The organism is Nitrosospira sp. Nsp1 (genome assembly GCF_900100985.1).
Taxonomy (GTDB): Bacteria; Pseudomonadota; Gammaproteobacteria; order Burkholderiales; family Nitrosomonadaceae; genus Nitrosospira.
In genome coordinates, this window is the sequence record NZ_FMUF01000029.1 from 1 (window position 1) to 26,678 (window position 26,678).

Below are 26,678 nucleotides of genomic sequence, written 5' to 3' on the forward strand. Positions count from 1 at the left end.
CCCAGCTCCCAGAACTGCTTTGGTTCGTGCCATCTCCGCTCCCATGAGGACAATGGCTAAAGTGTAACTGATATTTATTTATCCGAACAGTATTGAGATCTGACCCTGTAGTCTTCTTCCGTCGCTCTCCACAAAGTTGTATATCATCCAGGCATCTTTAATGGGTGAACTATAAGGGAGCACCATGCATAATACCTCCACACCTCAAGTACCAACTCGTAATATTCCTATATACGAAATCCGAATTGCTGTTTCCGCAATTGAGACGCTCACTCCGCACCAACGTTATACATTTTACTTGCTAGGGCATATTTTTAACGAGCTAATGTGCTTACAAAAGCTCATTTGCTTTGCCAGTCCAGGACACTGCGATTCCAGACCCATTCGAAAGCTTCCCGAAACTGCCCAGGCATTTTTTCTAATTCGCGTCGCCGCATGTAAAGTTTGGGAGGCGAAAAAAGCGTTAAAACATAAAAAAACTCGAATTGTATTAGAGGCTAGTGTATTGCCGCACATGACTGAAGGACAAAAACGATTTGAAGGGTTGCTGTCAACTATTGAGGACGCTGGTTGGATTGGAAAAATGCGAAACCAATTCGGATTTCACTATCCATGTTTTACTCAATGGGAAAGGGTGACCACACCAACAAAAGAATGGATAGACGACTCAATATTTGGCAGTGAAAGGTCAGGTAATACCTTCTATGCAAGTTCAGAAGCTGTTGCACGCGAGTGGTTTTTTCGTCAATCTGACATGATCAAACCTCACTTCACAGTCGAGTCCATGATAGACATGATGGTAGACGTCCTTAAAAACATGAATCGATTTCTTGAGGATGTGATTGCCGTCTACATCGCAGATGTCCTACATGTGGATACATATCAAGATGCTGGCGAAATCTCAGGATTTGATTTTGAGAGCATAACCATTCCGTTCTGGACTCATTTGTCTAAGGAAACGCTGATCAAATAGCTGCTTCCAGATCTGGGGAGAGGCTGGCTGCTGTTTTTAGCGCGAACCAACCGACAATTTATTTCCCAGCCTTATTTCATTGCCGAGTTGCCCTGTTTTTCTGTTTCATCGTCCGTTTTGGGCAGGTATAGATTTGCTAGGCCTACCAGCATGTTCACTTGGACCGCAGTGAGAATATGCAAGAATACGGGGTCACAAGGTGAATTCACTTTCCTTTAACCTTTTACAGAACAGGGTTAAGAGCGATACCGAACAGACCGCTTTCTGAGTCGCGCCCACCATTCCAATGCTGCAAATAGAATGTTCTGGTGAGTATGTTTCTTTGAAATAGGAGGTCACAAATGGAAAAGAAATTATTCATGTCAGTTGTTCTGCCCGCTGCGATGATATTCGCAACCTCGGCTTTTGCCGAAGAGGAGAGAATTCAATGGACGGATGTACCGCCTGCAGTTCAGAAAACGATAGTCGATCACGCAGGCGGCGGAAAAATCGAGGAAATTGAGAAGGAAACGAAAACGCAACACGCTCGAGTCCTTCATTTCGACAGCGACAAAATTGTTACCGTTTATGAAGCCGAGGTAGAAAAACCAGACGGCAAGGAGATTGAGATCAGGGTCAGCGAAGATGGCAAGCTCATCAAGATAAACCATCTGTAGTGTCCGGCAATTTAAATTAAATTACCTCCGGCAAAAGCCGGAGGCTTGCTCTCGTTAACCCCCTTCAAAGGGACAAAAAGCTGGCGCCGCATAACGGCGGCATCATATGCCAAGCTTGAGCTGGTCATAGTGCTCATCCTCTTTCTCTTGATGCCGGATATACTCTCTGACCATCTGCTCATCCGACTCCACCGCCGACAAAATAACCACGAGGCCCGGAAGTTCTCGCCCTTGAAGCTCTTCGTCGTCCCCGTAAACTTCCTCGCGATCGATATCGCACTCTTGCCCACTACATACGATACTGAGCGCTTCGGTGGAATACTGATACACATGTGTACGTGATCAGGCTGCAAGTGCCCTTCCTCGATCCCGCAACCCTTCTGCTGGGCACAACGATGGGGTCACAGTTAATCTCGATCAGGGTTACGGGCCAATGTTGCCCGGCACGATTCCTTCAATTCTTTGTGCCAGCGTGGCGGCTGATAACTCGCCAATACGACGATCAACCAGCGCACCCTTTGCATCAAAGAACAAGGTTGTTGGCAGTCCTTGAGACTGGGTCTGGTTACTAAGTTCGGTACGGGAATCGAGCAACACGTTATCAAGGTTGAGCCCTTCCCGATCCAGAAACTGCTGAATCGTATCGGCCGATTCACCCTGGTTGGCAAAGACGAAGATCACTTCTGGATTGTTCTTTTGTGCATCCCGCAGTACCGGCATTTCCCGTATACAAGGCGGGCACCATGTCGCCCACAGGTTGACCACCATCGGCTTGCCGGCCAGTGAACCAAACTGGACGGGACTGCCATCAAGGCGAACCAGCTCAGCTTGTGGCATCTGCACTGGGACGGCAAAGGCCGCCGTTGCGGCCACTGCGCCAACTGCCCAGGTGGTTCCTCCGGCCAATGCCGCCAGCAGCAGAGGGCGTCGCCCTTCTCGCGCGCGCCATGCATACCAGATGATGCCGGCCGCAGCAGCCAGAATGCCCGCTGCCGGTGAGAACCCACCGTCAAGAATATTCACAATGCTCAATGGCGCGCTCTGATACATATCAAAATAGGCAATCACGAAGACAAGTCTCGCTGCTATCAGGGAGGCAATGAAAACTCTCCAAAGAAGCGGCTCGACATCAATGTTTCGCGGTCGTCCTATCCGCTTGGCGACGAACGAGCCAATCAGCATCGCACCCAGCAACAGTAAAAAATTGATGGGAAACGCAATCAGTCCGATGTTGACTGAACCCATTACGTGCCTCGGTTAACCAAGACGGGTGCCGAAGAGCATTTAGCCACCGGCGCTCCCTCTCGAAACTATCTTTTGAACACATCTTTCCAATAAGTTAGCATATTGGAGAACATCAGGACAATACGAGCGGCTGATGCATGCTCGGCACCAGCAACCCTCTTGAACAGATCCAACGGAAACCAACGCTAGCTCACTTCTGACTAGTCCCAGCTATCAGGATATTGACCCATTACCGCCTCGATTTACTGTCTGCGGTATTTCCACACCAATTTATAGATCGCCACTTCCAGTATGGACGCAAACGATCGACAGAACCACACGGCAATTAGCGTATCCAAAAAAGGTCGGCGTTTGCATTTAAAGCGGTAAGACTATGAAAACTATATTTGCGGTTTTAACGGCATGCGCCCTGACCGGCGAAGTTATCGCGTACGATCGCAATCGGAGTATAGGAGAAGAGTGGCAGCTACTAAGGGGAACAGAAGACATGCAAAGAATAGAAGAGGCCGCCAGGCAGCGGGAAAGTGAACATAATACTAGGATGCAGCAGCTTGATCGCCAGCAGAAAATCCATCAGGAAGAAAGCGAACGACGTCAAAAACAGCTTGAGCTGGAACAATACCGGATCTGGTTATGGACTAAATAAATGTGTAGACGAGAACTTTCGCACGGAATACGGGGTCAAGTCTTGTTTCTTGTCCAATGCAGCTCATCCGGGAGTAATGCAATCTGATCCCCGATCTCCTTCAGACTGTAACCATCGCTGGCATAGGCATCGAAGATCGCCTTATCTCGTCCACCAGACCTGGCCCTACGTCTGTTACGAATCGCCAGGTCAGAAATTTTTCGTCGTTGATACATGACTCAAACCGACACATTTGAAACATTTGATTTTTCTTCTGGGGAGACATGCAGGCAACCTTCGAATGTTTCGAGGTTAAGCTCATAAGTCTTCGGCTTGTATTGCTGACCGTACTTGACCAGATACACAATTCCCACATCTGCTTCGAGAATGGCTTTTATCTGCGCCAAGCAAGTTAGCTGTGCGGGCGAAACCTTATCGCCGCCCTTCTTGACTTCCAGGAACAGGGTCGGGCCGGATTCCATGTAGAAGAACAAGTCGGGTTCGCCTTGGCCAGCGGCGTGTCCGGATAGAACACGTTGCCTCCTGAATTCTTCGAGCTTCTGAATCGTGAACATTTCCTTTATCTTTTCGCGTCCTTCCAGGACCTTTGGATTGTTTGGCTCCCATTCGCCAAGCGCATAGAAGCGATAGCCAGACCACCGCGCCTTCTCAAAGTAGTTCAGCACGAAGTACTCACCAAAGTGGTACGCGGGCTGATTGAAGACATCTGGTGGCGGGTTGTGCCCTTCAAGCAATTTCTTCTTATCCCCACTCTTCCAGGCGGTGAGATCGTCGCCGGGGTATTCGATGACTGTCTCGGCAATTCGTATCTTCATCGTGAAGCCCCGAGTCGCCCAACTTTTCCGGGGCAACAGTTTTGCGCCCTCACCTCGGTTAGTTGGCTCTCTAACCCGGGGTTATCATAAGTGTGGAACGTCACGTTATTCTTGAATCTGATGGCTGTGATAGACACGATCATTCTCTACTCAAACATATTAAAAAAGAATCAAACCCCATAAAACTTGTTATTTAGAACTTTTAATCCGTTGGGTCGCGAGTTCGAATCTAGTACACAACCCAACAATAACATCCCAACAATATCAGGCACTTATATCAATCTCTATTATCCTGAAGCGGGCCGGCTTGGAGCAATCGATCCAGATTTCTGTCATGTCTAGAATTTGATCCCGGCGCTGACCGCCTCATATACCTTTTCACTGAATGCGGCAGCCTGGTGCGTGATCTCCTCCTCCGCCTGTTCTTTGACTCTTCTGGTTTCTGATAATTTTTCGCCTATTCGGGATGCATTTTTCCATAGGGCAGCGCATATGGGATCGTCGAGAATATGCTTCTTCTGTGCGATGTGGGCGGCCAACCCACTCAGGAACTTATCGTTCGTCCCGGAAAAGAAGCCGCCCACGTTACATATCTTGTAGTCCTTCTCAACCGCAAAACTCGGGCTTGAAAAGATAAAGAAAAGCATAATTGAAAACCACTTTAGTCTCATGATAGCCCCTTAGAATAAGCATTCAGCTCAGCCGCGGCTGTAAACCGCCCGCGGATGGGTCGCATTTACATATATGACAGCGTAACCATAATATGAGATCTGATATCGAAAGTATGACTTATATCAAGATTTGATCGGCCTGCTTCGTCTTCTATCGGCCCTGCTCATCTTTTTGGGCACATTGAGATGAAAAGTGGCGGCTTCCGTAATCCTAACGAAAAGATGAGGCTGTTTAAAGCAATTGATGTCAAAAAGCGCTGACCTTCGGTTGGTGGCGGTATTCGAAGCCGCTAAGGGTATCCTGGTATTCGCTACGGCCTGTGCAATTTTCAAATTCATCCATGCCAATGTGCAGGAGACTGCCGAGCAATTGGTCAGGCATTTCCACCTGAACCCCGCCAGTCATTATCCCCGCATTTTTCTGGAGATTGCTTCCAATCTTGATGATACCCGCCTGCTTGCATTAGGCTTCGGCGCGCTGGCGTATGCTGTGGTGAGACTGGTTGAAGCCTATGGGCTGTGGTATGGCAAGCAATGGGCCTGGATATTTGGCCTGATAAGCGCAGGGCTATATATTCCAATCGAGATTTTCGAGTTGGCCAAGCGGATTAATTGGGCAGAAGCTGTTCTTTTTCTTGCCAACGTTATGATCCTGGTTATTTTATTGCGCGGTCGACCCCGTTAGCAATTGCACTTTGAGAAATTCTGAATAAGCTGTCGCTTATGTCAGCAGGACTATCCTTGCGAGCGAGCACGGGTTAACTATACGAGTCAAGTGCTCTATAATAGCCGCACAGGTTACGCTTGCGCACGAGTTAGACCATAAAATAGTCGGCAATAGTTGCGGTTACCTTATATTGATTGATCGCATGAATTGGCGTTATACGGTAGCACCGGTTGGTCCAGTGGTCACCCATCTGAATCCGAAATTGCCTGCCAGGACCTGGATGTGAAAGCCCCTTTACCTTTGCCTTTATTGCGCGTCAGACCCTACGTTGCCCCCGCATGGCTGCGAGGGGGAAACGCGCAAACGATTTACCCCTATCTGCTTTCCCGCCCTTCGATCGCCTATCGGCGTGAGCGTTGCGAACTGGACGACGGCGATTTCATCGATATCGACTGGCTGGACAATCAACACGATGCGCCGCTGGTCGTTATATTTCACGGGCTCGAGGGGGGCTCATGCAGTCATTATGTCCTGAGTATCATAATGACGCTGCAAAGACTGGGCTGGCGCGGGGCAGTAGTACACTTTCGCGGTTGTTCAGGAACGCCCAACCGGTTGCCGCGCGCGTATCACGCCGGCGATTCAGCGGAGATTGATTGGGTGCTACGCCGAATAGGCGGGCAAAATAAAGTGCGCTCCTCTCCATTGCCTGTTTTTGCGGTCGGGGTATCGCTGGGTGGCAATGCCCTGTTGAAATGGCTGGGTGAACAAGGTAAACAAGCCCGCCAGTTACTCGACGGTGTTGTCACGGTTTCCGTACCGCTGGATTTGGCAGCCGCAGGCAGGACGCTGGCTTCTGGTTTCAATCTGCTTTATACCCGCCATTTTCTCGATACCCTGAAGCGCAAGGCGCTGGATAAACTGGAGCGTTATCCCGGTCTGTTCGATTCAGCCGCGTTGGCCGCGTGCACTACACTATATGAGTTCGACAATATCGTGACTGCGCCACTGCACGGCTTCCGCGACGCCGAAGATTACTGGAATCTATCCAGCAGCAAGCCGTGGCTCAAGCACATCGGCGTGCCGACACTTGTGATTAATGCGCGTAACGACCCGTTTATGCCGGCGTCGGCCTTGCCCCGGCCGGAAGATACTTCATCCGCTGTCACTCTGGAGTTTCCCGAAGAAGGCGGGCATGCCGGATTCCTGGATTCGCCATTTCCCGGCAGGCTGACGTGGCTGCCGGAAAGAATTATCAGTTTTTTCAGGGAGCAGGCGGTTGGGCTGCACTACGATTCGCAAACGGGCCTATCCGAACTCCGGGCTTCTTAGCTCGGTAAGCAACGCAACGCCACTCACTGTAATCAATACTTTCCTTGCCGTTACCGGCTACCGCTGTTTCCCGATGATGGGATTTCTTTTGCTGGCGGATAGCTGGCGATGATTACCGATTAAGCTTTCCAGCCTCAACCCGTAGACGGCATTTTTGGTTTTTTGCTTGCCGTGATTCGTGCATCTCAGGCTCCAGAAGTCAGAGTCAACCAGTTTAAGGCAGGTTGAGCAATGGAAGGCTTCCCCGGTGTAAAATTGAGATCCAGTTTTTTACGCTATTTTGATTGATCCTGATTCAAGAATTGCGCCTGACGCAACCCACTATTAATTCCGAATATCGAGTCACCCTTGAGCAACATGCCTACATCTCCATTTTTCGTCCATTTGCGTTTGCACAGCGAGTTTTCCGTGGTGGATGGTATCGTGCGAATCGACGAGGCAGTGGCGAAAGCAGTGGCAGACGATATGCCGGCACTGGCGCTAACCGATCTTTCCAATCTGTTCGGTCTGGTCAAGTTTTACCAGGAGGCGCGCAAGAAGGGAATAAAGCCGATCATCGGCTGCGACGTCTGGATCAGTAATGAATCCGATCGGGACAAGCCCGGGCGCGTCTTGCTCTTGTGCCAATCCTACCAGGGCTATCTGCTGTTGTGCCGCCTTCTGTCGCGCGCCTACCGCGAAAACCAGCATCGTGGGCGCGCGGAAGTCAGGAAATCCTGGTTTAAGCCAACAGATGCAGGAAGTGGAGCAGAAGGACTGATCGCGTTGTCGGGCGCGGGCTCCGGCGAAATCGGCCTGATGCTGATGCAGAACGATCCCGACCAAGCGGAGCAACTGGCACGAGAATGGGCTGATCTTTTTCCCGGCCGTTTCTATATTGAAGTGCAGCGGGCAGGCCATCCCAATGCGGAGGCCCTGGTGCAACGCTCGCTGATGCTGGCGTCCGCCTTGCGTTTGCCGGTAGTGGCGACACACCCGGTTCAGTTCTTGAACCCCGAGGACTACCGGGCGCACGAGGCGCGGGTCTGTATCGCAGAAGGCTATGTGCTTGGCGACCGCCGGCGCCCGAAGAATTGCACCGAGGAGCAATACTTCAAAACCCAGGCTGAAATGGCCGAATTGTTCGCCGATATCCCGTCAGCGCTGGCCAACACGGTGGCACTTGCCAAGCGCTGCAATCTCGCATTGGAATTAGGCGTCAATCGCCTACCGTTGTTTCCCACCCCCAATAACGAGAGCCTGGAGCTGTATCTGCGCACACAGGCAGCGGCGGGTCTGGAAGTGCGCCTGAATGCGCTTTTTCCGGATGCCGCCCAGCGTGACGCGGAAATGCCCAAGTATTACGCCCGGCTGGATTTCGAAGCTGACGTCATCATACAGATGGGTTTCGCCGGTTATTTTCTGATCGTCGCCGACTTCATCAATTGGGCCAAGCACAGTGGCGTACCGGTGGGGCCGGGCCGGGGCTCCGGAGCAGGTTCGCTGGTGGCCTATTCACTGGGCATTACCGACCTCGATCCGCTTCGCTATGACCTGCTATTCGAGCGTTTTCTCAATCCGGAACGTGTTTCCATGCCTGACTTCGATATCGATTTCTGCCAGGACGGACGCGAAAATGTCATCGAATACGTAAAACAGAAATATGGCGCCGAGAGCGTTTCCCAGATTGCCACTTTCGGGACCATGGCGGCAAAGGCGGTGGTGCGCGATGTTGGACGCGTGCTGGACCTGCCGTACAGCTTCGTCGATCAGCTGGCGAAGCTGGTGCCGTTTGAAATCGGCATGACCCTGAAAAAAGCGCGTGAAGAGGAACCGCAACTGAATGAGCGAGCGCAGGCCGAAGAGGAGGTGCGTAATCTGCTGGAATTGGCTGAACGGCTTGAAGGGCTCACCCGTAATGTAGGCATGCACGCCGGCGGTGTACTGATCGCATCGGGGAAGATCACCGATTTTTGCCCCGTCTATTGTACGGATTCGGGTGAGTCGGTAATAAGCCAGCTCGACAAGGACGATGTGGAGAAAATCGGACTGGTGAAGTTCGACTTCCTGGGATTGCGGACCTTGACCATACTCGACTGGACCGTCAGATACATCAGGCAGCGTAATCGTGACACTGCGGAAGAAGAATCCGCGTCCATCGCAACCGATGCGAGCAAACCTGCTGCCGAGTCGGATATCCAGCATTCCGACTCCTTTTCCCTGGAAAATCTGCCCTTGGACGATGCGGCCACCTACGCCTTGTTGCGGCAGGGCAACGCCGTGGGCGTGTTCCAGTTCGAGTCGCGCGGCATGAAGGATCTGCTGCAGAAGGCCAAGCCCGACCGGTTCGAAGACATTATCGCATTGGTGGCATTGTACCGTCCGGGACCGATGGCGCTGATTCCAGAGTTTACGGAACGCAAGCATGGCAAGCGCGTGGAATATCTCGATCCACGGCTGAAGCCCATACTTGAACCCACTTATGGCGTGATGGTTTATCAGGAACAGGTGATGCAAATCGCCCAGGTGATAGGCGGATATAGCCTCGGTGCCGCTGACCTGCTACGACGGGCAATGGGTAAGAAACAGGTTGAGGAAATGGCGTTGCATCGCGATATTTTCGTTGCGGGAGCGACCAAGAACGGCTTGACCCAAGGTGATGCGGCTGAACTCTTCGATTTGATGGAGAAATTCGCGGGTTACGGATTCAATAAGTCGCACGCGGCGGCTTATGCTTTGATCGCCTTTCAGACCGCCTACCTCAAGGCGCATTATCCGGCGGAGTTCATGGCTGCCACCTTGTCCGCCGATATGGACGATACCGACAAGGTGAATTCGTTCTTTGAGGATAGCGTAGCCAATGGGCTTATCATGCTGCCGCCCGACATTAACCTGTCCGACTATCGCTTTGTTCCTGTAGACAAAAAGACCGTCCGCTATGGTCTCGGCGCGATAAAAGGAACGGGGGGATCGGCGATTGCGGCAATTATCAAGGTGCGCGATACGGCCGGGCCCTTTAGCGATTTGTTCGATTTTTGCCAACGGGTCGACAAGCGCATCGTCAATCGCCGTGTGATGGAATCGCTCATCCGTGCCGGCGCCTTTGATTCCGTCAATACGGACCGGGCCGGGCTGCTGGCCTCGGTCGGTATCGCACTTGAATCCGCCGAGCAGGCGGATCGCGCAGTCAATCAGGTGAGCCTGTTTGGCGAAGCCGATAGCCACACCGGGCAATTGAGCTTGATCAATGTGCCGCCATGGCCGGAAAAGGAGAAGTTGAAAAATGAAAAGGTAGCATTAGGCCTCTATTTGAGCGGCCACCCTTTTCACGCGTATGCGGAAGAACTGAAACCATTTGTACGCACCCGCCTGGATCGATTGAACTCCCAGCGGGAAACACAGTTACTGGCTGGAATCGTCTACGCTATACGCACGCAGGTGACCCGCCGGGGCAGAATGGGCGTGATTGTATTGGACGACGGCAGCACGCGGTTAGAGCTGGTCGTGTACAACGAATTATTCGAGTCTGTACGGGCATGGCTGAAAGAGGATCAACTGCTGATCGTTGAGGCCAGAGTGAACGGCAGAGGCGGCGATGACGAGTATGGCAGCACACTGCGCATTACCGCCGACCAACTGTATGACCTGAACAGCGCTCGCACTCGCTTCGCCAAGCGTATGGAGCTTCATTGCAACGAACTCTCGAATGCCATAAAACTAAAAGAATTGCTCGCGCCCCATCGTCACAGCACCAATAACTGCAAATCCGGTCATGCGAAAGACGACGATAAATTGTCCTGTCCCGTGCGAGTCGTTTATCGCAGCCAGGACGCCATTTGCGAACTTGAACTGGACGATGCCTGGCGGGTACGCCTTCAGGATGATCTCCTGCAGTCGCTATCAACGCATTTCAATGCGGAGAATGTCAGAATCATTTACTGACGTGCGAGGGAGTGTCGCTCTCGGGCCTGAATCGTGGCGAACAGAGCGGAGCGGAAAGACTATTAACGCAATTCGCGTCGGCTATGCTTTACCCTATACGTACCGTCACGGTCGAGTACGGCATCTCATGGCGGCTTGACCGTAAAGATGAGTAGTTCTACTATGCTCGTGCTTTCTCAAATCATTTTTTAAATTCTCATGGGTCAATCGCCCAGAGCAACCGGTAAATAAAAAGTCAGAATGGAACCAAATACCACAACCATCGCCTTGGGTTTGCATAAAATAAGAGCTCATATCGCGGATATCGCGGGCAAGGCAGGGCGGCAACCCGAAGCTATTACGCTGTTAGCCGCAAGCAAAACCAATCCTCCCGAATGTCTGCGTGAAGCCTTTGCCGCCGGACAGACTATTTTCGGAGAAAACTACCTTCAGGAAGCGTTGGTAAAAATCGAGGCGCTCGCCGATCTGTCGATCGAGTGGCATTTCATCGGCCCGATACAGAGCAATAAAACAAAACGCATAGCGGAAAATTTTGCCTGGGTGCATAGCGTAGACCGGAAAAAGATTGCCGACCGCTTGTCGAAAGACCGGCCTGAGTCGTCGCCTCCTCTCCAGATATGCCTGCAAGTGAATGTGAGCGGAGAAGATAGCAAGAGCGGTGTAGCGCCTGGGGAGATCCTTGACTTGGCGGCGCATGTTGTCGAGTTGCCCAACCTGAAACTACGGGGCGTAATGGCCATTCCCGAGCTTACTAAAGCCACCGCACTGCAACGCAGCCAGTTTCGCATGGTGAGGGAAGCCTACGATCAACTGAAGCAGGCTGGCTATGATGTCGATACGATCTCGATGGGTATGTCCGAGGATCTTGATATCGCCATTGAAGAAGGCGCGACCATGGTCCGCGTAGGCACCGCAATCTTCGGGCCGAGACGCTACCCTATCCCTGAGGAACTTGCTGCGCGCGCCCGGTAAGCGCAAAGTACTTTCCGTACAGCTGTTCCTTTGTCTCAGTAATGTCCGGGTCGAGGATGATGCAATCCACCGGACATACCTCCACACACTGCGAGACTTCGTGGTGCCCGACGCACTCGGTGCACAGGGCGGGATCTATTACATAGATTTCCTCTCCCTGGGAAATAGCATCATTGGGACATTCCGGCTCGCAAACGTCGCAATTGATACATTCATCAGTGATCATTAAAGCCATGTCGACCTCAAAGATTAGGTTTTGATTCTGATCCGCAACTGCTCGGCAATCAACGGGTGCACAAACTTGTCCACGCTTCCACCCAGTTGCGCGATCTCCCGCACAATCGTGGCGGAGATAAACATGTATTGCTCCGATGGCGTCAAAAACATGGTCTCGACACCGGGATATATACTGCGGTTCATCCCTGCCATCTGAAATTCATATTCGAAATCGGATACGGCGCGCAAGCCCCGCAAGATGACTCTCGCATTCTGCTGTTGCGCAAATTCCATCAACAGGCCGGAAAATGCAGTCACCTCGACGTTGTGGCAGTCCGCCAGTACCGCACGCGCCATTTCCACGCGCTCATGCTGGGTAAAAAAGGGTTTTTTCCCACTGCTCACCGCCACCGCAACCACCACCCGATTAAACAGGCCCGACGCACGCCGAACCAGATCCTCATGACCTCGTGTAATGGGATCAAACGTACCGGGGTATAGCGCTTTATCCATTCTTTTTTGATTTTAATAGTTGGTAACGAACCTTGCCAGCCTGCCCCTGGCGCCACACCAGCCAATCTGTGTCGACCTCCGGAAGGCTGTCATTCTCTACATAGACCAGCCCGCTGCCGGCGAGATGCGAATGCAGGCTCGATAATAGCTTGGGTAGCAGACCCAGCCGATAGGGAGGATCAAGAAAAACCAGATCGAACTGGTGTCTATCGGAATCGAGGAATTTTAACGCATCCATCGATATCAACTCGATTCGTTCTGCTTCCAGCTTCTGCACGTTGATTTTCAGCGTCTTCATTACACCGGGGTCGGACTCTACCATTACTACGCGCGCCGCCCCCCGCGATGCAGCCTCGAAACTCATCGCCCCGCTGCCTGCAAACAGATCAAGGCAGCGTTTTCCGCTCATATCCTGCCCCAACCAGTTGAATACGGTCTCGCGTACCCGGTCAGGGGTCGGCCTGAGGTCTGCGCAGCTATCAAAGGTAATTATGCGGCTGCGCCATTCGCCGCCTATGATGCGGACTTTGTTTCTCATCATCCGGTTCTGAAAAATAGCCAAACCGTCGCAAGAGCAAATTACCGGTTTTCTATAGAAATTTTCCTATTTTTTATCCTCGGCCCCCACCACCACGGTTACCATTCCCGCTGGATTGATGCGGCGCTGAAAGGCTTCCTTGATCCGGGGAACGGTTACTTTTTCCACTGATTTAACGTAATCATCCAGATAGGTTAGAGGCAGATTGTAGAAACCGATCATTGCCAGGTAACCGATGATTTTCTTGTTGCTGTCTATGCGTAACGGAAAACTGCCGATAATGTTCTGTTTGGCTGCGGTAAGCTCTTTTTCCGTCGGCCCGCCGGCGACAAAATCCGCCAGAACTTTCCGCGTCAGCGCGAGCGCATCTTCCGACTGATCTTTCCGGGTTTGCAAGCCGATTTCGAATGGTCCCTTTTTTCTCAGCGGTATAAGTTGGCTATGAACACTGTAAGCCAACCCACGCTTTTGGCGAATTTCTTCCATCAGGCGCGAGGTGAATGCGCCGCCGCCAAGGATGTGGTTACCCACGAGCAGTGGAAAATAATCGGGATCGTCGCGGCGGAGTCCCGGATAGGCGATCAGAATATGGCTTTGAGTAGCGGGGTGAGCAATTCTCTTGGTATCCGCAATCGGTGCTGCCACATCCGGCAGACTATACGCAGACTTTTCTTGCATAAGCGCTTTCGTCAGCGATTCAGCAATGGCTTCCGCTTCCGCGCGGCTCACGTCTCCCATGATGGACACCACGGCGTCTGGAGCGGAATAGAGAGACCGGTATAGATTCACCAGATCTTCGCGCTGCAGCGCGCTCACGCTATCGATTTCACCCGAACCGCGCAGTCCGTATGGATGGCTGCCGTAGAGCATTTTCATCAACGTGCGATCGGCGATATTTCCTGGTTTGGTGTCCGCTTCACTCAATCCCGCAATCGCCCGGGCTTTTTCCCTCTCCATCACTTTCGCGTCGAATTCGGGATGCTGTATGACTCGACGGAATATATCCAGCGCCTGTTCGCGCTCACGCGCACTGCTTAGAGTGCGTAATGCAATGCCCGCGCGATCCTGGTCAAAATGACTATTGAGCTGAGCGCCGATATCGGCCAACGCTTTTGCGATCTGATCTTCGCTCAACCCACCTGCGCCAAGATCCAGCAGATGCAGGGTCATGGCAGCACGGCCGGATTTTTCACGGGTATCGGTACTGCTGCCCGCGCTGAAATCGATGCTGATGTCGAGTATCGGTAAATCACGGCTTTCAATGAAATATACCCGTGTACCAGAAGGCGTCTGCCAGTGCTGGATCGGCAGAGCGGCAAAGGCCCATTGGGAAAATACACCCAAAAACAGGAAAAATATCAAGCGCATCACATGCATCGCAGCCTCTCTAAAAAAGCGCTTTTTGAATTCAAGGCAAGAAACGAACAGACCAAGGTTGCAGCATCAATGTCGCAACCCGGCGGGTGCGGCAGAGGGCGGTTTCTGTTCCAGTGGTTGGGGGTCGAGTACGGCAACCGTCAAACTGTCATCCATCAAATATTTTTTTGCTACTTCACGCACCTGCTCGGCAGTAACAGCTTGCAGCTTTTTCAACATCGTATCCACGTCACGATATGACAATCCGATGCTTTCCAGCTGACCGATCTGCATCGCCTGGGCAAACATCGAATCGAGCTGAAAGACGTGGCTGGCAACGACCTGCGCCTTGACCCGCGCGAGTTCCTCCGCGGTTACGCCGTCGCGCACGAGTTTTTCCATTTCTCCGCGCAAGGCCGCTTCCAGGTCGGCCACCGTTTTACCTTCACTCGGCGTGCCATCGATATAAAACACGCCGGGACCGCGCCCGGTCGAGTCGTAGCCTGCACCCGCCGAACTCGCAATGCGCTGTTCGCGCACCAGCTCCTTGTTGAGTCGCGCAGATTCGTTGCCATCCAGCACCCCGGCCAGCATTTCCAGCGCATAAGGCTCCCAATCGGTGGCGGGATCGCGTAATACCGGCGCGTGATAACTCATCGCGAGATATGGCAGCCGTGCCGGCGCTTTTACCGTGAGCCGCTTGGTGCCCAGCTGCTTCGGCTCGATCTGTGGCTTGCGTTTATCCAGCGGCAATAGCGTGCGCGACTTGATCTGTCCATAATACTTTTGTGCCAAAGCAAAGACTTCTCCCGGATTTACGTCACCCACCACGACCAGGATGGCATTGTTGGGTGCATACCAGCGGTCGTACCACTCCTGCGCGTCGCCGACATTCATGTTCTCCAGGTCGTTCATCCAGCCTATTACGGGACGCCGGTACGGATGCGACTGAATAGCGGTCGCGGTCATTTTCTCATGCACCAGCGCGCGCGGTTGATCATCGGTGCGGAGTCGCCGCTCCTCCATCACCACTTCGATTTCCTTGGCGAACTCCTCTTTTGTCAGTATCAGGTTGCGCATCCGGTCGGACTCCAGTTGCATCGCCAGCGCCAGCCTGGATTTATGCAATTGCTGGAAATAGGCGGTGTAATCGCGGCTGGTGAACGCATTCTCGCGCCCACCGGCCGCTGCGATAAGCGTCGAAAATTCGCTGCCTGGAAATTTCTTCGTGCCTTTGAACATCATATGTTCCAACACATGGGCCACGCCGGTAACGCCATTCACTTCATCAATGCTTCCCGCCTTGTACCAGATTTGCGAGATTACCACCGGTGAGCGATGATCTTCCTTGACGACCAGCTTGAGGCCATTGGCAAGCTTGTACTCATGCGTAGTGGCCGCCTGCGTGGCGGCCATGGCACTTGCCGAAACCAGCGAAACGAATACCATCGCAATAGCCCGCAAAGCGGATGAAAGAACAGTAACACGACGATAAAGCATCATTTTTTTAATAACCTAAGTCCGGGTAAACGGAATAAAATTGGGAACAGTGCCATTTCCAAATATTAATTTCGACTCATACTGACAGCCTACCAGAATGCCAGGTTTCTTTAAATCCAAAAATAGCGCCGCCCCTGCGGAACCCGCGTCCACGAATTGGTCAGCGCGCGTCAGGCAGGGACTCTCCCGTACCCGAGATAACCTGGGTAGGCGCCTGTCCGGCCTGTTCGGCGGTGGTAAAATAGACGAAGCGCTCTATGAGGAATTGGAAACGATCCTGCTCACCGCGGATGCTGGCGTAAATGCGACGACGTGGCTGCTTGGCGAACTGCGAAGCGAAGTCAAACGCAAAGGCCTTACCGATGCGGCGCAACTCAAGGGCGCGTTGCAGGAAGCCCTCGCTGCTTTACTTGAGCCACTGGTGCAGCCTCTCGACACGGATACGAGCAAGCCCTTTATCATTATGCTGGCCGGCGTGAACGGTGCGGGGAAAACCACCTCTATCGGAAAACTTGCCCATTATTTCCAGTTACAGCGGAAGACCGTCCTGCTTGCCGCCGGCGATACATTTCGTGCCGCCGCACGTGAACAACTGATGGCCTGGGGCGAGCGCAACAATGTCGCCGTCATCGCACAGGAGAATAGCGGCCAGCAAAAGGGCGATCCTGCGGCAGTAATATTCGATGCGGTTAATGCTGCGAAAGCACGTGGCATCGATATCGTACTCGCGGATACCGCCGGACGGCTCGCTACCCAACTGCATCTCATGGAGGAAATCAAGAAGGTCAAGCGCGTCATCGCCAAGGCCGAGCCGGGCGCACCCCATGAAACGCTGCTGGTGCTCGACGCCAACACCGGCCAGAATGCGGTTGCTCAGGTGCAAGCCTTTGACGACGCGCTGGGTCTCACCGGACTTATCGTCACCAAGCTCGATGGTACGGCAAAAGGGGGGGTAATCGCCGCTATCGCCAGACAACGCCAGAAGAAAATGCCGCTACCCATCCGTTTTATCGGCGTGGGCGAGGGCCTCGATGATTTAAGGCCGTTCGCCGCAAGTGAGTTTGTCGAGGCACTTTTTGATTGAGAGAATCAAGCGAGTGGAAATTCGGAATCAATGGCATAACCCCGGCAATCGATGATTAGCTTCAGCCAGGTCTATAAACGTTATCCGAACGGCTACGAGGCACTCAGGAACATCAGTTTTAGCCTCGAAGCAGGCGAAATGGCCCTGATTACCGGCCATTCGGGCGCAGGCAAGACGACGCTGCTGAGGCTTATTGCCGCCATCGAGCGCCCTACCTCGGGCAGCATAATCGTCAACGGCCAGAATGTCAGCACGCTCAAGAGCGGTGCAATTCCTTTTCTGCGGCGCAATCTCGGATTGGTGTTCCAGGATCAAAAAATCCTGTTCGACCGCAATGTCTTCCAAAATGTGCTGCTGCCCCTGCAAATAAGCGGGTTTGGTTCCAAGGCGGCGACCCGGCGGGTACGCGCTGCGCTCGACAAGGTAGGCTTGCTGAACAGGGAAAAAGCCTGGCCCATCACTCTTTCCGGGGGTGAGCAACAACGCCTGTGCATTGCCCGTGCCATCGTCAACAGGCCCTCCATCCTTATCGCGGATGAGCCAACCAGCAACCTTGATGCCGATTACGCAAGAGATATCATGGACATGTTCGTGTCGTTCAATCAGGTGGGCGTGGCGATACTGATCGCTACCCATGACGTCGAGTTGCTGGGCAGCATGCAGCAGCGCATTTTGACACTCAATCATGGCGAACTGGCAGCATGAACGTTTGGCTTTCCCATCACTTGCATGCGCTTGCTCTGGCATTCAAACGGCTGGGGCGTGCGCCACTTGGAAGCCTGCTCAGCATTGCCGTGATCGGGATCGCTTTCAGTCTTCCCGCCGGAATTTACGTGCTGCTTGAAAACCTCCAGGCCCTCTCCGGTCAATTTTCCGGAGCGCCGCAATTGAGCCTGTTCCTGAGACTGGATGCGGATAAGGATGACGTGGCGAAAATCGAATCGTTTCTGGAACAGCATCCTCCGGTGGCAAGCTTCAGGTTCGTTTCCAAAGATAGTGCCCTTGATCAATTCAAGCAGGACAGTGGATTGTCCGATGTAATGAGCGGCCTCGAGCGGAATCCGCTCCCGGACGCTTTCGTCATCAGCACCAGAGCGCTTACGCCTGAAAGGCTGGAAGCATTGCGCACGGAACTGGGGCAGTTGCCGCAAGTCGAACATGCACAGGTTGACTCGGCCTGGGCCAAACGGCTTGATGCCCTGCTCAAGCTGGGCCATCTGGCGGTATTAATGCTTGGCGCGCTACTGAGCTTTTCGCTGATAGCCGTAGCATTCAATACGATACGTTTGCAAATCCTGACGATGCGAGATGAAATAGAGGTTGCGAAGCTGATCGGCGCAACCACAGGTTTCGTTCGGCGCCCTTTTCTATATTTTGGGGCCTTGCAAGGGTCGGTAGGCGGTGCTGCAGCATGGCTTATCATTTCTGCGGGAATTTATCTCACGGATGGACAACTGAAGGATTTGTTGCAACTGTATGAGGTGAATTTTCGTCTCTATCATCTCTCCCTGGAGGATAGCCTGAGCCTGTTGCTTTTCTCGGCGGGCCTCGGGTGGGCGGGGGCGTGGTTATCGGTCGCGAATCATCTCTCGCAAGTAGAACCGAGATAATTCATAGGCTTAAGCGGGTTCACAATGGAACTTTCCAAACTGTTGACGCTCTTATAGGAATAGGGTAACTTTGACGAAAACGGGGGATACATGAATTTCGCTTTAGCCATACCTTCAACCGGCAGCATCGAAAGCTACATCCAGTCTGCCAATCGCTTCGGAATTCTTTCTCAGGAAGAAGAGATTCGCTTGGCGCGATCCCTGAGGGATGAAGATAACATCGACGCTGCCCGCCAACTGGTGCTGTCGCACTTGCGCGTAGTGGTCGCCATCGCTCGCGGCTATAAAGGGTATGGCCTGCCTCAGGCCGATCTGATTCAAGAAGGCAACATTGGCCTCATGAAAGCGGTAAAACGCTATGATCCCGAGCGCGGCGTGAGACTGGTATCGTTTGCGGTGCACTGGATCAAGGCTGAAATCCACGAATTCATACTGCGTAACTGGCGGCTGGTAAGAATTGCCACCACGAAAGCACAGCGTAAGCTGTTCTTTAACCTGCGCAGCATGAAGTCGGTGCTGGACACCATGAATCCGGAAGAGGTCAATGCAATGGCCAAGCAGCTGGGAGTCAAGGTCGAGGAAGTGGTGGAAATGGAGACCCGCTTCAGCGGAAGAGATATTTCGCTCGAGCCTTTATCCGATGACGATGACGATGAAGCATTCAGCCCCATCGCTTATCTTACCGATGGCTCGGAACCTCGGCAGTTGCTGGAAGCTGAAGAGAACACGCGCCTGCGCGGGGAAGGCCTGGAGCAGGCACTGTCCGGCCTGGACGCTCGCAGCCGACGCATCATTGAAGCCCGCTGGTTGCGGGAAAAAGACCCCGCGACCCTGCATGATCTTGCTGGCGAATTGGGCGTGTCTGCGGAGCGAATCCGCCAGATTGAAGCCAAAGCCATGCAGAAGATGCGTGCCGCCTTGGCTCCCGCCGCGTAATTGCGGGGACTAAGCCTCGGCACCCTGCAAAAGACATCGCTGTTTTATAAATGTGGCGCTTCTGTTTAAGGATTCCTTCCTACGGCGCAGCGCGCTTCTTGCTTTGTGTTGACGCGCCCGCGGTTGACGTGCACGTGCGCAACTCCTCCAGATCCAAAATGTTGATGGGGCTTGGCAGCCTGTCGGATTTAAAGGAAATCGGCTGGCCGGTTCATATCTCGCCGCTTTTCGGCCCCTTTCCAGCCGATAGAATAACTATTGGCCTTCAAATCCTCAAGATCCATCCTCACCCAGCCACTTTTTCGCTGCGATTCTTCAAGCCCGACAGGCTGCTAGCTCGGGTTTATTTCCGCCCATTGTTCGGGTGTGTGGGTTTTCATGGATAGCGCATGAATCTCTTGCTTCATCCTGTCGCCGAGCGCGCGGTAAACAAGCTGATGCTGCTGCACCATATTTTTCCCCCGGAATTCAGCACTCACAATGATGGCGCTGAAATGATGTCCGTCATCCCCTTCCACATGCACCAGTTCGCACGGCAGGGAGCTTTCGATGTAACTTTTGATGCTTTCTGGTGTAACCATCCTTCTCTTCCTTATATAAATGATTCTCTTGAGATTCCTGATAGATAAACGCCTGGATTTACCATGCAGATCCCTACCGCAGAGCCTTGGGCAGAGCTACTGCCGGATCTTGTAACCCGTCCTCAACATCTGCAATGTCAACCATGATACTGCCAGGAAGCATGTTGCTACAATCCCAAGGCTGACATAGGGCGAAATATCCGACGTATTGAAGAAACCGTAGCGAAAACCATCGATTATGTAGAAAAATGGATTCAAATGGGAGAGCCCTCGCCAGAATGGCGGTAGCGAGTGGATTGTGTAGAACACCCCCGATAAGAAAGTCAGCGGCAGAATGACGAAGTTTTGAAATGTGGCAAGCTGATCAAATTTTTCCGCCCAAATACCGGCAATGAGACCTAGCGCACCCAGCAATGCGCTACCCGTCAAGGCAAATATGAATATCCATGGAAAGGAGGATAAGGATACATCGAAAAACCCGTAGGTTATCAGATAAACGCCCAGTCCCACCGCCAAGCCACGCACTACCGATGCCAGCACATAGGCAAAGAATATTTCCCGGTAGGAGAGCGGCGATAACAGCACGAATACCAGATTTCCGGTGATCTTGGACTGGATCAGGCTGGACGACGAGTTGGCGAAAGCGTTTTGGAGCACCGCCATCATTATCAAACCCGGAATCATAAAAACAGTGTAGGCGACACCTGGATAAGCCTGCACATGGGCGTCCAGGACATGAGAAAAAATCATGAGATAAAGCAGGGTGGACACCATAGGCGCGAATACGGTTTGAAATCCAACCTTCCAGAATCGCAGCAATTCCTTATGGAACAGCGTCAAAAATCCGGTCATGTGATGGGAATGGCTACTGCTTCCCTGATTTCGACATCCCCCATGATTTTTACGAATACCTCTTCGAGGTCGGGCTGAAATACCTGCATCTCCAGCACTTGCAATCCTGCCATACGCAGCACCGCCATAACATGCTCAAGCTGGGAATATTCGTCAAGCGCCAGAATGTAATACTCCTCTTCACAGCGGCTCAGCAACGGCTGCAGCGCTGGAGGCAGCGTATCGGGCGATAACCGCAGCCGCACAGAGCATCCAGAAATTCCATTAATGAGGTTTCTGATGCTATCGAGCGCCACGATATTGCCTTGCTTCAGCATTGCGACACGGCTGCATAAGGCTTCTGCTTCGTCAAGGTAATGGGTGGTGAGCACGATGGTATGACCATCACGATTCAATTCTTTGATAAAACGCCAAAGGCCTTGGCGCAACTCGACGTCAACCCCCGCGGTAGGCTCGTCCAGTACGATGACCGGTGGCTTATGCACCAATGCCTGAGCCACCAGCACGCGTCGCTTCATGCCACCCGAAAGCGTGCGCATGTTGGCATCCGCCTTGTCCGTGAGGTCCAGATGGTGAATTATTTCGTCTATCCAGGATTTATTGTTTTTTAAGCCGTAATATCCGGATTGAATTGCAAGCGTTTCACGAACGGTAAAAAAGGGATCGAACACCAGTTCTTGCGGCACCACGCCCAGCATGCGCCGAGCTTCGCGGTAGTCCGCAACGACATCGTGACCCATTACCCTGGCGCTGCCGCTGGTGGCGCGGGTGAGTCCGGCAATGATGTTGATAAGCGTTGTCTTGCCTGCGCCGTTGGGGCCGAGCAAGGCAAAAAATTCCCCGGTTCTTATTTCAAGGTCAATACCCGCCAACGCTTGCAGCCTGCCGAAGCGTTTGTACATCTGTTTGACTTCGATTGCCGGGGTCATCGAGGAGTTGAATAAGGTAATGGCCCGACACAGAGGCCAGAAGATATGGGATACGGATTGCCGGTTGGCACGGGTAAGCATCTATATACAAGATACTTGCGTCCGGCAGGGATCGGTTATACCGGTCAGACCACGTGCATTAGTTCGGAAAGGCCATATAACTGCACGAGGCTTCGCAGATTAAGCGGTATATTGGCAAAGCGTACAGGGCAATTGCGGCGACCCGCCTCGCGCTGCCACTCCAGCAACATGCTGACGGCGGAAGAATCCACCTCAGTCACACGCGTCAGGTCGATTACCATATCATCGCAATCAAACAAAGCAATGCCTTGCCCAACCATCGCCACAACATTATTGATGGTTATCGAGCCTTCAACGCTCAGTTCGCCGCCCTCACGCAAAACCAATTTAGCCGCATCTTCAGTCATCGATTATTTCGCCGACCTATTTCGCTGACGCTGCCTTATTATCGGCAGCAACCAGGGCACGGTTTTTGTCCACGAGCGTTTGAATCAATTTTTCTACGCCACCGTCACGTACCTGATTATTGAAAGTGCTGCGATAATTGGTTACCAGGCTTACCCCGGCCACCGTCACATCGTAGACTTTCCAGTCCTCACCGGTTTTTTCCATGCTGTAGTCGATGGGGATCGGCTGCTGACCCTGATTTATCACTTTTGTCTTGACCGTGGTATCGGTATCACCTGCCTTATCTTTCACCGGCTCAACCGTAATGGTATGGTCGCTGTAGCTGCTCAGTGCGTTGGAATAGGTGCGTACCAGCAACGTACGAAATTCCTTTACCAATACCTGCTGTTGCTCGGGCGTTGCCTTGGACCAATTCTTGCCCATCGCCAACCGGGTCATCCGGGTAAAGTCGAAATGAGGCAATATCTTGGCTTCCACCAGATCCAGAATCTTGGTGGTATTGCCTGCACGCAAGTCCTTGTCTTGCCGAACGATCGCGAGCACCTCCTGGGCCGTATTATCCACCAGGGTATCGGGGCTGGTCGCCATGGCCCATACGGGGAGCGTAACCAGCCAGGTCGCCAATAACAAAGACGTATTAAAGTATTTCTTCATGATTTCCTCGCAAGAATTTATTTAACCACAATGCCGGACGCATCGTGAAATTACGACTATTTTCAATCACCCTTATTGCTTTCGTCTTCCTCCGGCGTCTTATTCTCTGATGCTTTGTCGAACAGGAAGCGGCCGATCATTTCTTCCAGGACCATGGCGGAATTGGTTTTCATGATTTTATCTCCATTCTTCAGCATTGTCTCGTCACCGCCCGCCGCCACGCCGATATACTGCTCCCCTAAAAGGCCCGATGTGAGAATGCTGGCGAAAGTGTCCTTGGGAAATTGATAGCGGTTGTCAATGCTAAGGGTTACTACGGCATCATAAGTCTTCGTATTGAACTGAATATTCGTTACACGCCCCACTACCACGCCAGCACCTTTTACCGGCGCCTTGACTTTCAAACCGCCGATATTCTCGAAACTTCCGGTCAAGGTATAACTCTCTGCCGAGCTATAAGTGCCAAGGTTCCCCACCTTCAACGCCAGCAACAGCAACGCGCCTATTCCGGCCAAGACAAATACGCCTACCCACAAATCCATCGTCGTCCGCTGCATCAGCTTATTCCCCTGAACATGACCGAGGTTAAAACAAAATCCAGTCCCAGTATCGCCAGCGCGGAAGTCACCACGGTGCGGGTGGTCGCGCCGGACACTCCCTCAGCCGTCGGCGCCGCATCGTAACCCTCGAACACGGCAATTGCCGTCACCGCCACACCAAAAACACAGGTCTTGATGATACCGTTGACGATGTCGTATCTGAAATCCACCGCATCCTGCATTTGTGACCAGAACGATCCTTCATCCACACCGATAAGCACTACGGCCACCAAATAACCGCCAAAGACCCCGACGATGGAAAACATTGCCGCAAGTAACGGCATTGAAATCACGCCCGCCCAGAACCGGGGAGCAACCACCCGTGCGATCGGGTCCACCGCCATCATTTCCATCGCTGCCAGCTGATCGGTGGCTTTCATCAAGCCGATTTCAGCAGTGATGGCGGAACCGGCGCGACTGGCAAACAGCAACGCCGCCACCACGGGTCCCAGTTCTCGAACGAGCGACAGTGCAACCATTGTACCCACGGCAGATTCGGCCCCGAACCGCTGTAATGTCTCATAGCCCTGCAAACCCAGCACCATGCCGACAAACAACCCCGATACGACGATAATGATGAGCGACAATACGCCCGTAAAATAAAGCTCACGGATAATCAGGCCGAAACGCCGAAAGCTGGTACCCGACTTCAGCAGGGTCAGCAAGAAAAAACGACTGGCGTAGCCCAGCCGCCAGACGCTATCTATCACACGGTGACCCATGCCCCGTATGCCGATAACGATGCGCCTAGGCAAAACTGCCCTCCAGTTTCAGATCGCGTGCATAGGCTTGAGCCGGGTAGTGAAACGAGACGGGACCGTCTTCTTCGCCATGTACGAACTGATGCACGAAAGGAGCGATCGATCCACGCACTTCATCCGGGGTGCCATGTGCTGCGATCACCCCGTCTGCGACAAAGTATACGTAGTCTACGATTTTCAGCGACTCCTGCACGTCGTGCGTCACGACGATTGAAGTCATGCCTAACGCATCAGTCAAACGACGGATCAGATTACCGATGACGGTTAGCGAAATGGGGTCAAGACCGGTAAATGGCTCATCATACATGATGAGTACCGGATCCAGCGCAATCGAGCGGGCCAACGCCACGCGGCGGGCCATTCCTCCCGAAAGCTCCGCCGGCATCAGGTCATGCGCACCGCGCAGGCCGACAGCCTGAAGTTTCATCAACACCAGGTCGCGGATCATGGATTCCGGTAAATCGGTATGCTCCCGCATCTGAAAAGCTACATTATCGAATACCGACAAATCGGTAAACAGAGCGCCGAACTGAAATAACATACTCATCTTCCGGCGCATCTGGAAAAGCTCATCTCTTTTTAGCTCATGCACTATCTTGCCGGCAAACTTGACATAACCGGCAGACGGACGTATCGCACCGCCGATAAGACGCAACAGGGTAGTCTTGCCGCTACCGCTACCTCCCATGATGGCGATGACTTTGCCGCGCGACATGGTTATGTCGATCCCTTTGAGAATGGAACGCTCCCCATAGGAAAAACTCAGGTCCTTGGTTTCGATCAAAGCTTCAGATGCCATTCTGCCAGGGGATGGAGATTGATTTGACGGGATGTTGATTTTAACCTAAATCCGGCAGTTGGGCGGGATGGAGTGTACGGCTAGGACACGGTGAAAAGCAGCGACACGAAATGCTGGACGGTGCGGGGTGAGGCAGTATCGCCAGGAGTTGGGCTCGTCACGGACGCAAACGGAACAAGCCAGCTCGTTGCCATGTCGCCTATGCCCTCGATCCCTTCGGCGAGACCTCTTCGTGCGATGTTCCTAACCCGGATGTTTCATAAATTCGCGTGATGATTGCACAGGATTTTGTTTTGTAGGGAGATTTTGTGAAGGAGTGGTGTAGTTATTCATACGCCCGACTGAACGAAATTTTCATACGAAACAAAAGACCAGCAAGGGCGCGCGTCAATTTATGAAACATCCGGGCTAAGAACGAGGATTAAGTAACAACAGCCGATATCCGGCCGCGTTCAATGTCCCGCTATCGAGGTGAAGCCTGACGTTGAATTCGGCATTGGGCGCAATGACCTTCCCGCGGCTGGCGGCGTCTTCAAGATAGGCTTCGGGAGGAAAGTTACGGCTGGCGAGGGGTCGATCCTGGTGGTCGATCAGGGTTAATTGAAACGACGGAAATGCCTGGGGATTGGGCGCATGATTGCGTATCGTGGCACTCAGGGTGATGACGCCGGGTTGCTGCGTATCCGGTTGCATATCGGACGATTCGATATTCAGCAACTTCGCGTATTGTGGCGAGGGAATAGTGCATCCCAATAACTCGCAATATCGTTGAAGATAAGGCCTGGTGGCAGGCGCATTGACAGATAGCTCGGCACGATAAATATAAATGGCCTGGGCCACCAGCATGGCAATCAAAAAAAGACTGCCGACACCCCACGCCAGGGATGCCTTGGGCAACCGAACCTCATCGAAAGCATAGTTGTTCCATGCATAATTTTCCGGCGGCGGAATGGCCGCGTCCGGCCTGTGCGGGAATCGTGTTTCCCCATCTGCGCTGCTGGCCGCAGTACTGCTGCCCGTCTCGCCTTCTCTCTGCGGCGCCGATTCTTCCGCAATCGGTGGCGCGCTCGAAGCGGGCGCTGCCTGCGCTGTCATGCCTGAACCGAATTGATCCCGAGTTGTTTCTTGAGCTGGCGCTGAAGGTGAATTCTCTTCATTCGATACCGCCAGGGTATCCGGATCATTTTGAGGCGGAATTCCCGATTCGCCTTCTGGCGCGGCCTCCGTTTCCGGCATTTCCTTGGCTTCTGCCCCGGCTTCATCCCGGTCTTCCGGTTCCTGCACCGTTGCCAAGGTGGCAAAGCCGTTGAATACCTGCGCACATTGTCCACAGCGCACGTCACCACCATGCGCCTGCAGATGCAAGGGGGTTACGCGGAAAGCAGCCGCGCAGTTAGGACAGCGGGTTACAAGCGCCATAGCC

Annotated in this window: 28 protein-coding genes and 1 pseudogene; 11 read left to right on the plus strand and 18 right to left on the minus strand. The window is 52.9% G+C overall.

The features are described from left to right. Window positions 1-184 precede the first annotated feature (184 nt). On the plus strand, window positions 185-973 hold the full coding sequence (locus BLP78_RS13745; protein WP_090460105.1) for a hypothetical protein: 789 nt from the start codon (window positions 185-187) through the stop codon (window positions 971-973). 341 nt (window positions 974-1,314) lie between these two features. Beyond that, entirely contained in the window at window positions 1,315-1,629 is a 315-nt protein-coding gene (locus BLP78_RS13750) for a hypothetical protein (RefSeq protein ID WP_090460108.1), read from the plus strand. 102 nt (window positions 1,630-1,731) lie between these two features. Here BLP78_RS13750 and BLP78_RS13755 read toward each other — a convergent pair. After that, window positions 1,732-2,027, minus strand: a pseudogene (locus BLP78_RS13755) (transposase); the annotation flags it as partial. Window positions 2,028-2,052: 25 nt separating this feature from the next. Then, the gene (locus BLP78_RS13760; protein WP_090460109.1) at window positions 2,053-2,874 is read right to left on the minus strand and encodes a TlpA disulfide reductase family protein; all 822 of its coding nucleotides are present in this window, start codon (window positions 2,872-2,874) and stop codon (window positions 2,053-2,055) included. A gap of 487 nt (window positions 2,875-3,361) precedes the next feature. Between BLP78_RS13760 and BLP78_RS15835 the strand changes: the two genes are divergently transcribed. Beyond that, complete coding sequence (locus tag BLP78_RS15835; RefSeq protein WP_218118990.1) at window positions 3,362-3,520, plus strand: hypothetical protein; 159 nt, start codon at window positions 3,362-3,364, stop codon at window positions 3,518-3,520. Window positions 3,521-3,738: 218 nt separating this feature from the next. On the opposite strand, the gene BLP78_RS13770 is transcribed toward BLP78_RS15835, so the two are convergent. After that, window positions 3,739-4,335: a hypothetical protein gene (locus tag BLP78_RS13770; RefSeq protein ID WP_090460113.1), complete on the minus strand. Its 597-nt coding sequence runs from the start codon at window positions 4,333-4,335 to the stop codon at window positions 3,739-3,741. A 338-nt stretch (window positions 4,336-4,673) separates the two neighbouring features. Continuing rightward, window positions 4,674-5,006, minus strand: coding sequence for a hypothetical protein (locus tag BLP78_RS13775; protein ID WP_256330293.1), 333 nt, complete (start codon window positions 5,004-5,006; stop codon window positions 4,674-4,676). A gap of 244 nt (window positions 5,007-5,250) precedes the next feature. Here BLP78_RS13775 and BLP78_RS13780 point away from each other — a divergent pair, with 244 nt between their 5' ends. The 4 genes from BLP78_RS13780 (at window position 5,251) to BLP78_RS13795 (ending at window position 11,898) form a co-directional block, all read left to right on the plus strand. Beyond that, window positions 5,251-5,691 (plus strand): DUF2127 domain-containing protein, encoded by a 441-nt coding sequence (locus BLP78_RS13780; RefSeq protein ID WP_090460116.1) that lies wholly within the window; start codon window positions 5,251-5,253, stop codon window positions 5,689-5,691. Between the two features lie 264 nt (window positions 5,692-5,955). Continuing rightward, a complete protein-coding gene (locus BLP78_RS13785) occupies window positions 5,956-7,005 on the plus strand; it encodes a YheT family hydrolase (RefSeq protein ID WP_090460179.1) in 1,050 nt (349 codons plus the stop codon). 357 nt (window positions 7,006-7,362) lie between these two features. Continuing rightward, window positions 7,363-10,926, plus strand: coding sequence for a DNA polymerase III subunit alpha (gene dnaE, locus BLP78_RS13790; protein ID WP_090460119.1), 3,564 nt, complete (start codon window positions 7,363-7,365; stop codon window positions 10,924-10,926). A gap of 240 nt (window positions 10,927-11,166) precedes the next feature. Next, on the plus strand, window positions 11,167-11,898 hold the full coding sequence (locus tag BLP78_RS13795; RefSeq protein ID WP_090460121.1) for a YggS family pyridoxal phosphate-dependent enzyme: 732 nt from the start codon (window positions 11,167-11,169) through the stop codon (window positions 11,896-11,898). On the opposite strand, the gene BLP78_RS13800 is transcribed toward BLP78_RS13795, so the two are convergent. From BLP78_RS13800 to BLP78_RS13820, 5 genes are all read right to left on the minus strand, one after another. Further along, on the minus strand, window positions 11,864-12,133 hold the full coding sequence (locus tag BLP78_RS13800; protein ID WP_053111340.1) for a YfhL family 4Fe-4S dicluster ferredoxin: 270 nt from the start codon (window positions 12,131-12,133) through the stop codon (window positions 11,864-11,866). The genes BLP78_RS13795 and BLP78_RS13800 overlap by 35 nt on opposite strands. A gap of 14 nt (window positions 12,134-12,147) precedes the next feature. Then, window positions 12,148-12,627 (minus strand): pantetheine-phosphate adenylyltransferase, encoded by a 480-nt coding sequence (coaD, locus tag BLP78_RS13805; protein ID WP_090460124.1) that lies wholly within the window; start codon window positions 12,625-12,627, stop codon window positions 12,148-12,150. Then, complete coding sequence (gene rsmD / locus BLP78_RS13810; protein ID WP_371128889.1) at window positions 12,620-13,168, minus strand: 16S rRNA (guanine(966)-N(2))-methyltransferase RsmD; 549 nt, start codon at window positions 13,166-13,168, stop codon at window positions 12,620-12,622. Before rsmD ends, coaD begins: the two co-directional genes overlap by 8 nt. Window positions 13,169-13,231: 63 nt before the next feature. Beyond that, the gene (locus BLP78_RS13815) at window positions 13,232-14,542 is read right to left on the minus strand and encodes a M16 family metallopeptidase (protein WP_090460127.1); all 1,311 of its coding nucleotides are present in this window, start codon (window positions 14,540-14,542) and stop codon (window positions 13,232-13,234) included. A gap of 66 nt (window positions 14,543-14,608) precedes the next feature. After that, window positions 14,609-15,970: a M16 family metallopeptidase gene (locus BLP78_RS13820; RefSeq protein ID WP_176752874.1), complete on the minus strand. Its 1,362-nt coding sequence runs from the start codon at window positions 15,968-15,970 to the stop codon at window positions 14,609-14,611. A gap of 148 nt (window positions 15,971-16,118) precedes the next feature. On the opposite strand from BLP78_RS13820, the gene ftsY reads away from it, so the two are divergent. The 4 genes from ftsY to rpoH all read left to right on the plus strand — a co-directional run bounded on the left by ftsY (window position 16,119) and on the right by rpoH (window position 19,651). Next, a complete protein-coding gene (gene ftsY, locus BLP78_RS13825; protein WP_090460130.1) occupies window positions 16,119-17,105 on the plus strand; it encodes a signal recognition particle-docking protein FtsY in 987 nt (328 codons plus the stop codon). 51 nt (window positions 17,106-17,156) lie between these two features. After that, window positions 17,157-17,810, plus strand: coding sequence for a cell division ATP-binding protein FtsE (gene ftsE / locus BLP78_RS13830; RefSeq protein ID WP_025041850.1), 654 nt, complete (start codon window positions 17,157-17,159; stop codon window positions 17,808-17,810). Beyond that, on the plus strand, window positions 17,807-18,715 hold the full coding sequence (ftsX, locus tag BLP78_RS13835) for a permease-like cell division protein FtsX (RefSeq protein ID WP_090460131.1): 909 nt from the start codon (window positions 17,807-17,809) through the stop codon (window positions 18,713-18,715). Before ftsE ends, ftsX begins: the two co-directional genes overlap by 4 nt. 90 nt (window positions 18,716-18,805) lie before the next feature. Further along, window positions 18,806-19,651: an RNA polymerase sigma factor RpoH gene (gene rpoH, locus BLP78_RS13840; protein ID WP_090460133.1), complete on the plus strand. Its 846-nt coding sequence runs from the start codon at window positions 18,806-18,808 to the stop codon at window positions 19,649-19,651. Window positions 19,652-19,983: 332 nt separating this feature from the next. On the opposite strand, the gene BLP78_RS13845 is transcribed toward rpoH, so the two are convergent. From BLP78_RS13845 to BLP78_RS13885, 9 genes are all read right to left on the minus strand, one after another. Then, entirely contained in the window at window positions 19,984-20,232 is a 249-nt protein-coding gene (locus BLP78_RS13845; RefSeq protein ID WP_090460138.1) for a BolA family protein, read from the minus strand. Window positions 20,233-20,328: 96 nt separating this feature from the next. Beyond that, window positions 20,329-21,084, minus strand: coding sequence for an ABC transporter permease (locus BLP78_RS13850; RefSeq protein WP_090460140.1), 756 nt, complete (start codon window positions 21,082-21,084; stop codon window positions 20,329-20,331). Next, window positions 21,081-22,013 (minus strand): ABC transporter ATP-binding protein, encoded by a 933-nt coding sequence (locus BLP78_RS13855; protein ID WP_090460142.1) that lies wholly within the window; start codon window positions 22,011-22,013, stop codon window positions 21,081-21,083. The genes BLP78_RS13850 and BLP78_RS13855 overlap by 4 nt, the downstream gene beginning before the upstream one ends. A gap of 125 nt (window positions 22,014-22,138) precedes the next feature. Next, window positions 22,139-22,441, minus strand: coding sequence for an STAS domain-containing protein (locus BLP78_RS13860; protein ID WP_090460144.1), 303 nt, complete (start codon window positions 22,439-22,441; stop codon window positions 22,139-22,141). A gap of 16 nt (window positions 22,442-22,457) precedes the next feature. Further along, on the minus strand, window positions 22,458-23,096 hold the full coding sequence (locus BLP78_RS13865) for an MlaC/ttg2D family ABC transporter substrate-binding protein (protein WP_090460147.1): 639 nt from the start codon (window positions 23,094-23,096) through the stop codon (window positions 22,458-22,460). Between the two features lie 62 nt (window positions 23,097-23,158). Further along, a complete protein-coding gene (mlaD, locus tag BLP78_RS13870; protein ID WP_090460149.1) occupies window positions 23,159-23,653 on the minus strand; it encodes an outer membrane lipid asymmetry maintenance protein MlaD in 495 nt (164 codons plus the stop codon). After that, window positions 23,653-24,450 carry a lipid asymmetry maintenance ABC transporter permease subunit MlaE gene (gene mlaE / locus BLP78_RS13875; protein ID WP_090460152.1) on the minus strand — a complete coding sequence of 266 codons (798 nt, stop codon included), beginning with the start codon at window positions 24,448-24,450 and terminating at the stop codon, window positions 23,653-23,655. Before mlaE ends, mlaD begins: the two co-directional genes overlap by 1 nt. Then, on the minus strand, window positions 24,443-25,255 hold the full coding sequence (locus BLP78_RS13880; RefSeq protein WP_090460154.1) for an ABC transporter ATP-binding protein: 813 nt from the start codon (window positions 25,253-25,255) through the stop codon (window positions 24,443-24,445). The genes mlaE and BLP78_RS13880 overlap by 8 nt, the downstream gene beginning before the upstream one ends. A gap of 408 nt (window positions 25,256-25,663) precedes the next feature. Continuing rightward, entirely contained in the window at window positions 25,664-26,674 is a 1,011-nt protein-coding gene (locus BLP78_RS13885; RefSeq protein WP_090460156.1) for a zinc-ribbon and DUF3426 domain-containing protein, read from the minus strand. Window positions 26,675-26,678: the final 4 nt, after the last annotated feature.

Bases quoted from the DNA above. Each gene is read 5' to 3' on its own strand.
- BLP78_RS13745 (WP_090460105.1), top strand. From the start codon at position 185: ATGCATAATACCTCCACACCTCAAGTACCAACTCGTAATATTCCTATA.
- BLP78_RS13750 (WP_090460108.1), top strand. From the start codon at position 1,315: ATGGAAAAGAAATTATTCATGTCAGTTGTTCTGCCCGCTGCGATGATA.
- BLP78_RS13760 (WP_090460109.1), bottom strand. From the start codon at position 2,874: ATGGGTTCAGTCAACATCGGACTGATTGCGTTTCCCATCAATTTTTTA.
- BLP78_RS15835 (WP_218118990.1), top strand. From the start codon at position 3,362: ATGCAAAGAATAGAAGAGGCCGCCAGGCAGCGGGAAAGTGAACATAAT.
- BLP78_RS13770 (WP_090460113.1), bottom strand. From the start codon at position 4,335: ATGAAGATACGAATTGCCGAGACAGTCATCGAATACCCCGGCGACGAT.
- BLP78_RS13775 (WP_256330293.1), bottom strand. From the start codon at position 5,006: ATGAGACTAAAGTGGTTTTCAATTATGCTTTTCTTTATCTTTTCAAGC.
- BLP78_RS13780 (WP_090460116.1), top strand. From the start codon at position 5,251: ATGTCAAAAAGCGCTGACCTTCGGTTGGTGGCGGTATTCGAAGCCGCT.
- dnaE (WP_090460119.1), top strand. From the start codon at position 7,363: ATGCCTACATCTCCATTTTTCGTCCATTTGCGTTTGCACAGCGAGTTT.
- BLP78_RS13795 (WP_090460121.1), top strand. From the start codon at position 11,167: ATGGAACCAAATACCACAACCATCGCCTTGGGTTTGCATAAAATAAGA.
- BLP78_RS13800 (WP_053111340.1), bottom strand. From the start codon at position 12,133: ATGGCTTTAATGATCACTGATGAATGTATCAATTGCGACGTTTGCGAG.
- coaD (WP_090460124.1), bottom strand. From the start codon at position 12,627: ATGGATAAAGCGCTATACCCCGGTACGTTTGATCCCATTACACGAGGT.
- rsmD (WP_371128889.1), bottom strand. From the start codon at position 13,168: ATGATGAGAAACAAAGTCCGCATCATAGGCGGCGAATGGCGCAGCCGC.
- BLP78_RS13815 (WP_090460127.1), bottom strand. From the start codon at position 14,542: ATGCATGTGATGCGCTTGATATTTTTCCTGTTTTTGGGTGTATTTTCC.
- BLP78_RS13820 (WP_176752874.1), bottom strand. From the start codon at position 15,970: ATGGTATTCGTTTCGCTGGTTTCGGCAAGTGCCATGGCCGCCACGCAG.
- ftsY (WP_090460130.1), top strand. From the start codon at position 16,119: ATGCCAGGTTTCTTTAAATCCAAAAATAGCGCCGCCCCTGCGGAACCC.
- ftsE (WP_025041850.1), top strand. From the start codon at position 17,157: ATGATTAGCTTCAGCCAGGTCTATAAACGTTATCCGAACGGCTACGAG.
- ftsX (WP_090460131.1), top strand. From the start codon at position 17,807: ATGAACGTTTGGCTTTCCCATCACTTGCATGCGCTTGCTCTGGCATTC.
- rpoH (WP_090460133.1), top strand. From the start codon at position 18,806: ATGAATTTCGCTTTAGCCATACCTTCAACCGGCAGCATCGAAAGCTAC.
- BLP78_RS13845 (WP_090460138.1), bottom strand. From the start codon at position 20,232: ATGGTTACACCAGAAAGCATCAAAAGTTACATCGAAAGCTCCCTGCCG.
- BLP78_RS13850 (WP_090460140.1), bottom strand. From the start codon at position 21,084: ATGACCGGATTTTTGACGCTGTTCCATAAGGAATTGCTGCGATTCTGG.
- BLP78_RS13855 (WP_090460142.1), bottom strand. From the start codon at position 22,013: ATGACCCCGGCAATCGAAGTCAAACAGATGTACAAACGCTTCGGCAGG.
- BLP78_RS13860 (WP_090460144.1), bottom strand. From the start codon at position 22,441: ATGACTGAAGATGCGGCTAAATTGGTTTTGCGTGAGGGCGGCGAACTG.
- BLP78_RS13865 (WP_090460147.1), bottom strand. From the start codon at position 23,096: ATGAAGAAATACTTTAATACGTCTTTGTTATTGGCGACCTGGCTGGTT.
- mlaD (WP_090460149.1), bottom strand. From the start codon at position 23,653: ATGCAGCGGACGACGATGGATTTGTGGGTAGGCGTATTTGTCTTGGCC.
- BLP78_RS13880 (WP_090460154.1), bottom strand. From the start codon at position 25,255: ATGGCATCTGAAGCTTTGATCGAAACCAAGGACCTGAGTTTTTCCTAT.
- BLP78_RS13885 (WP_090460156.1), bottom strand. From the start codon at position 26,674: ATGGCGCTTGTAACCCGCTGTCCTAACTGCGCGGCTGCTTTCCGCGTA.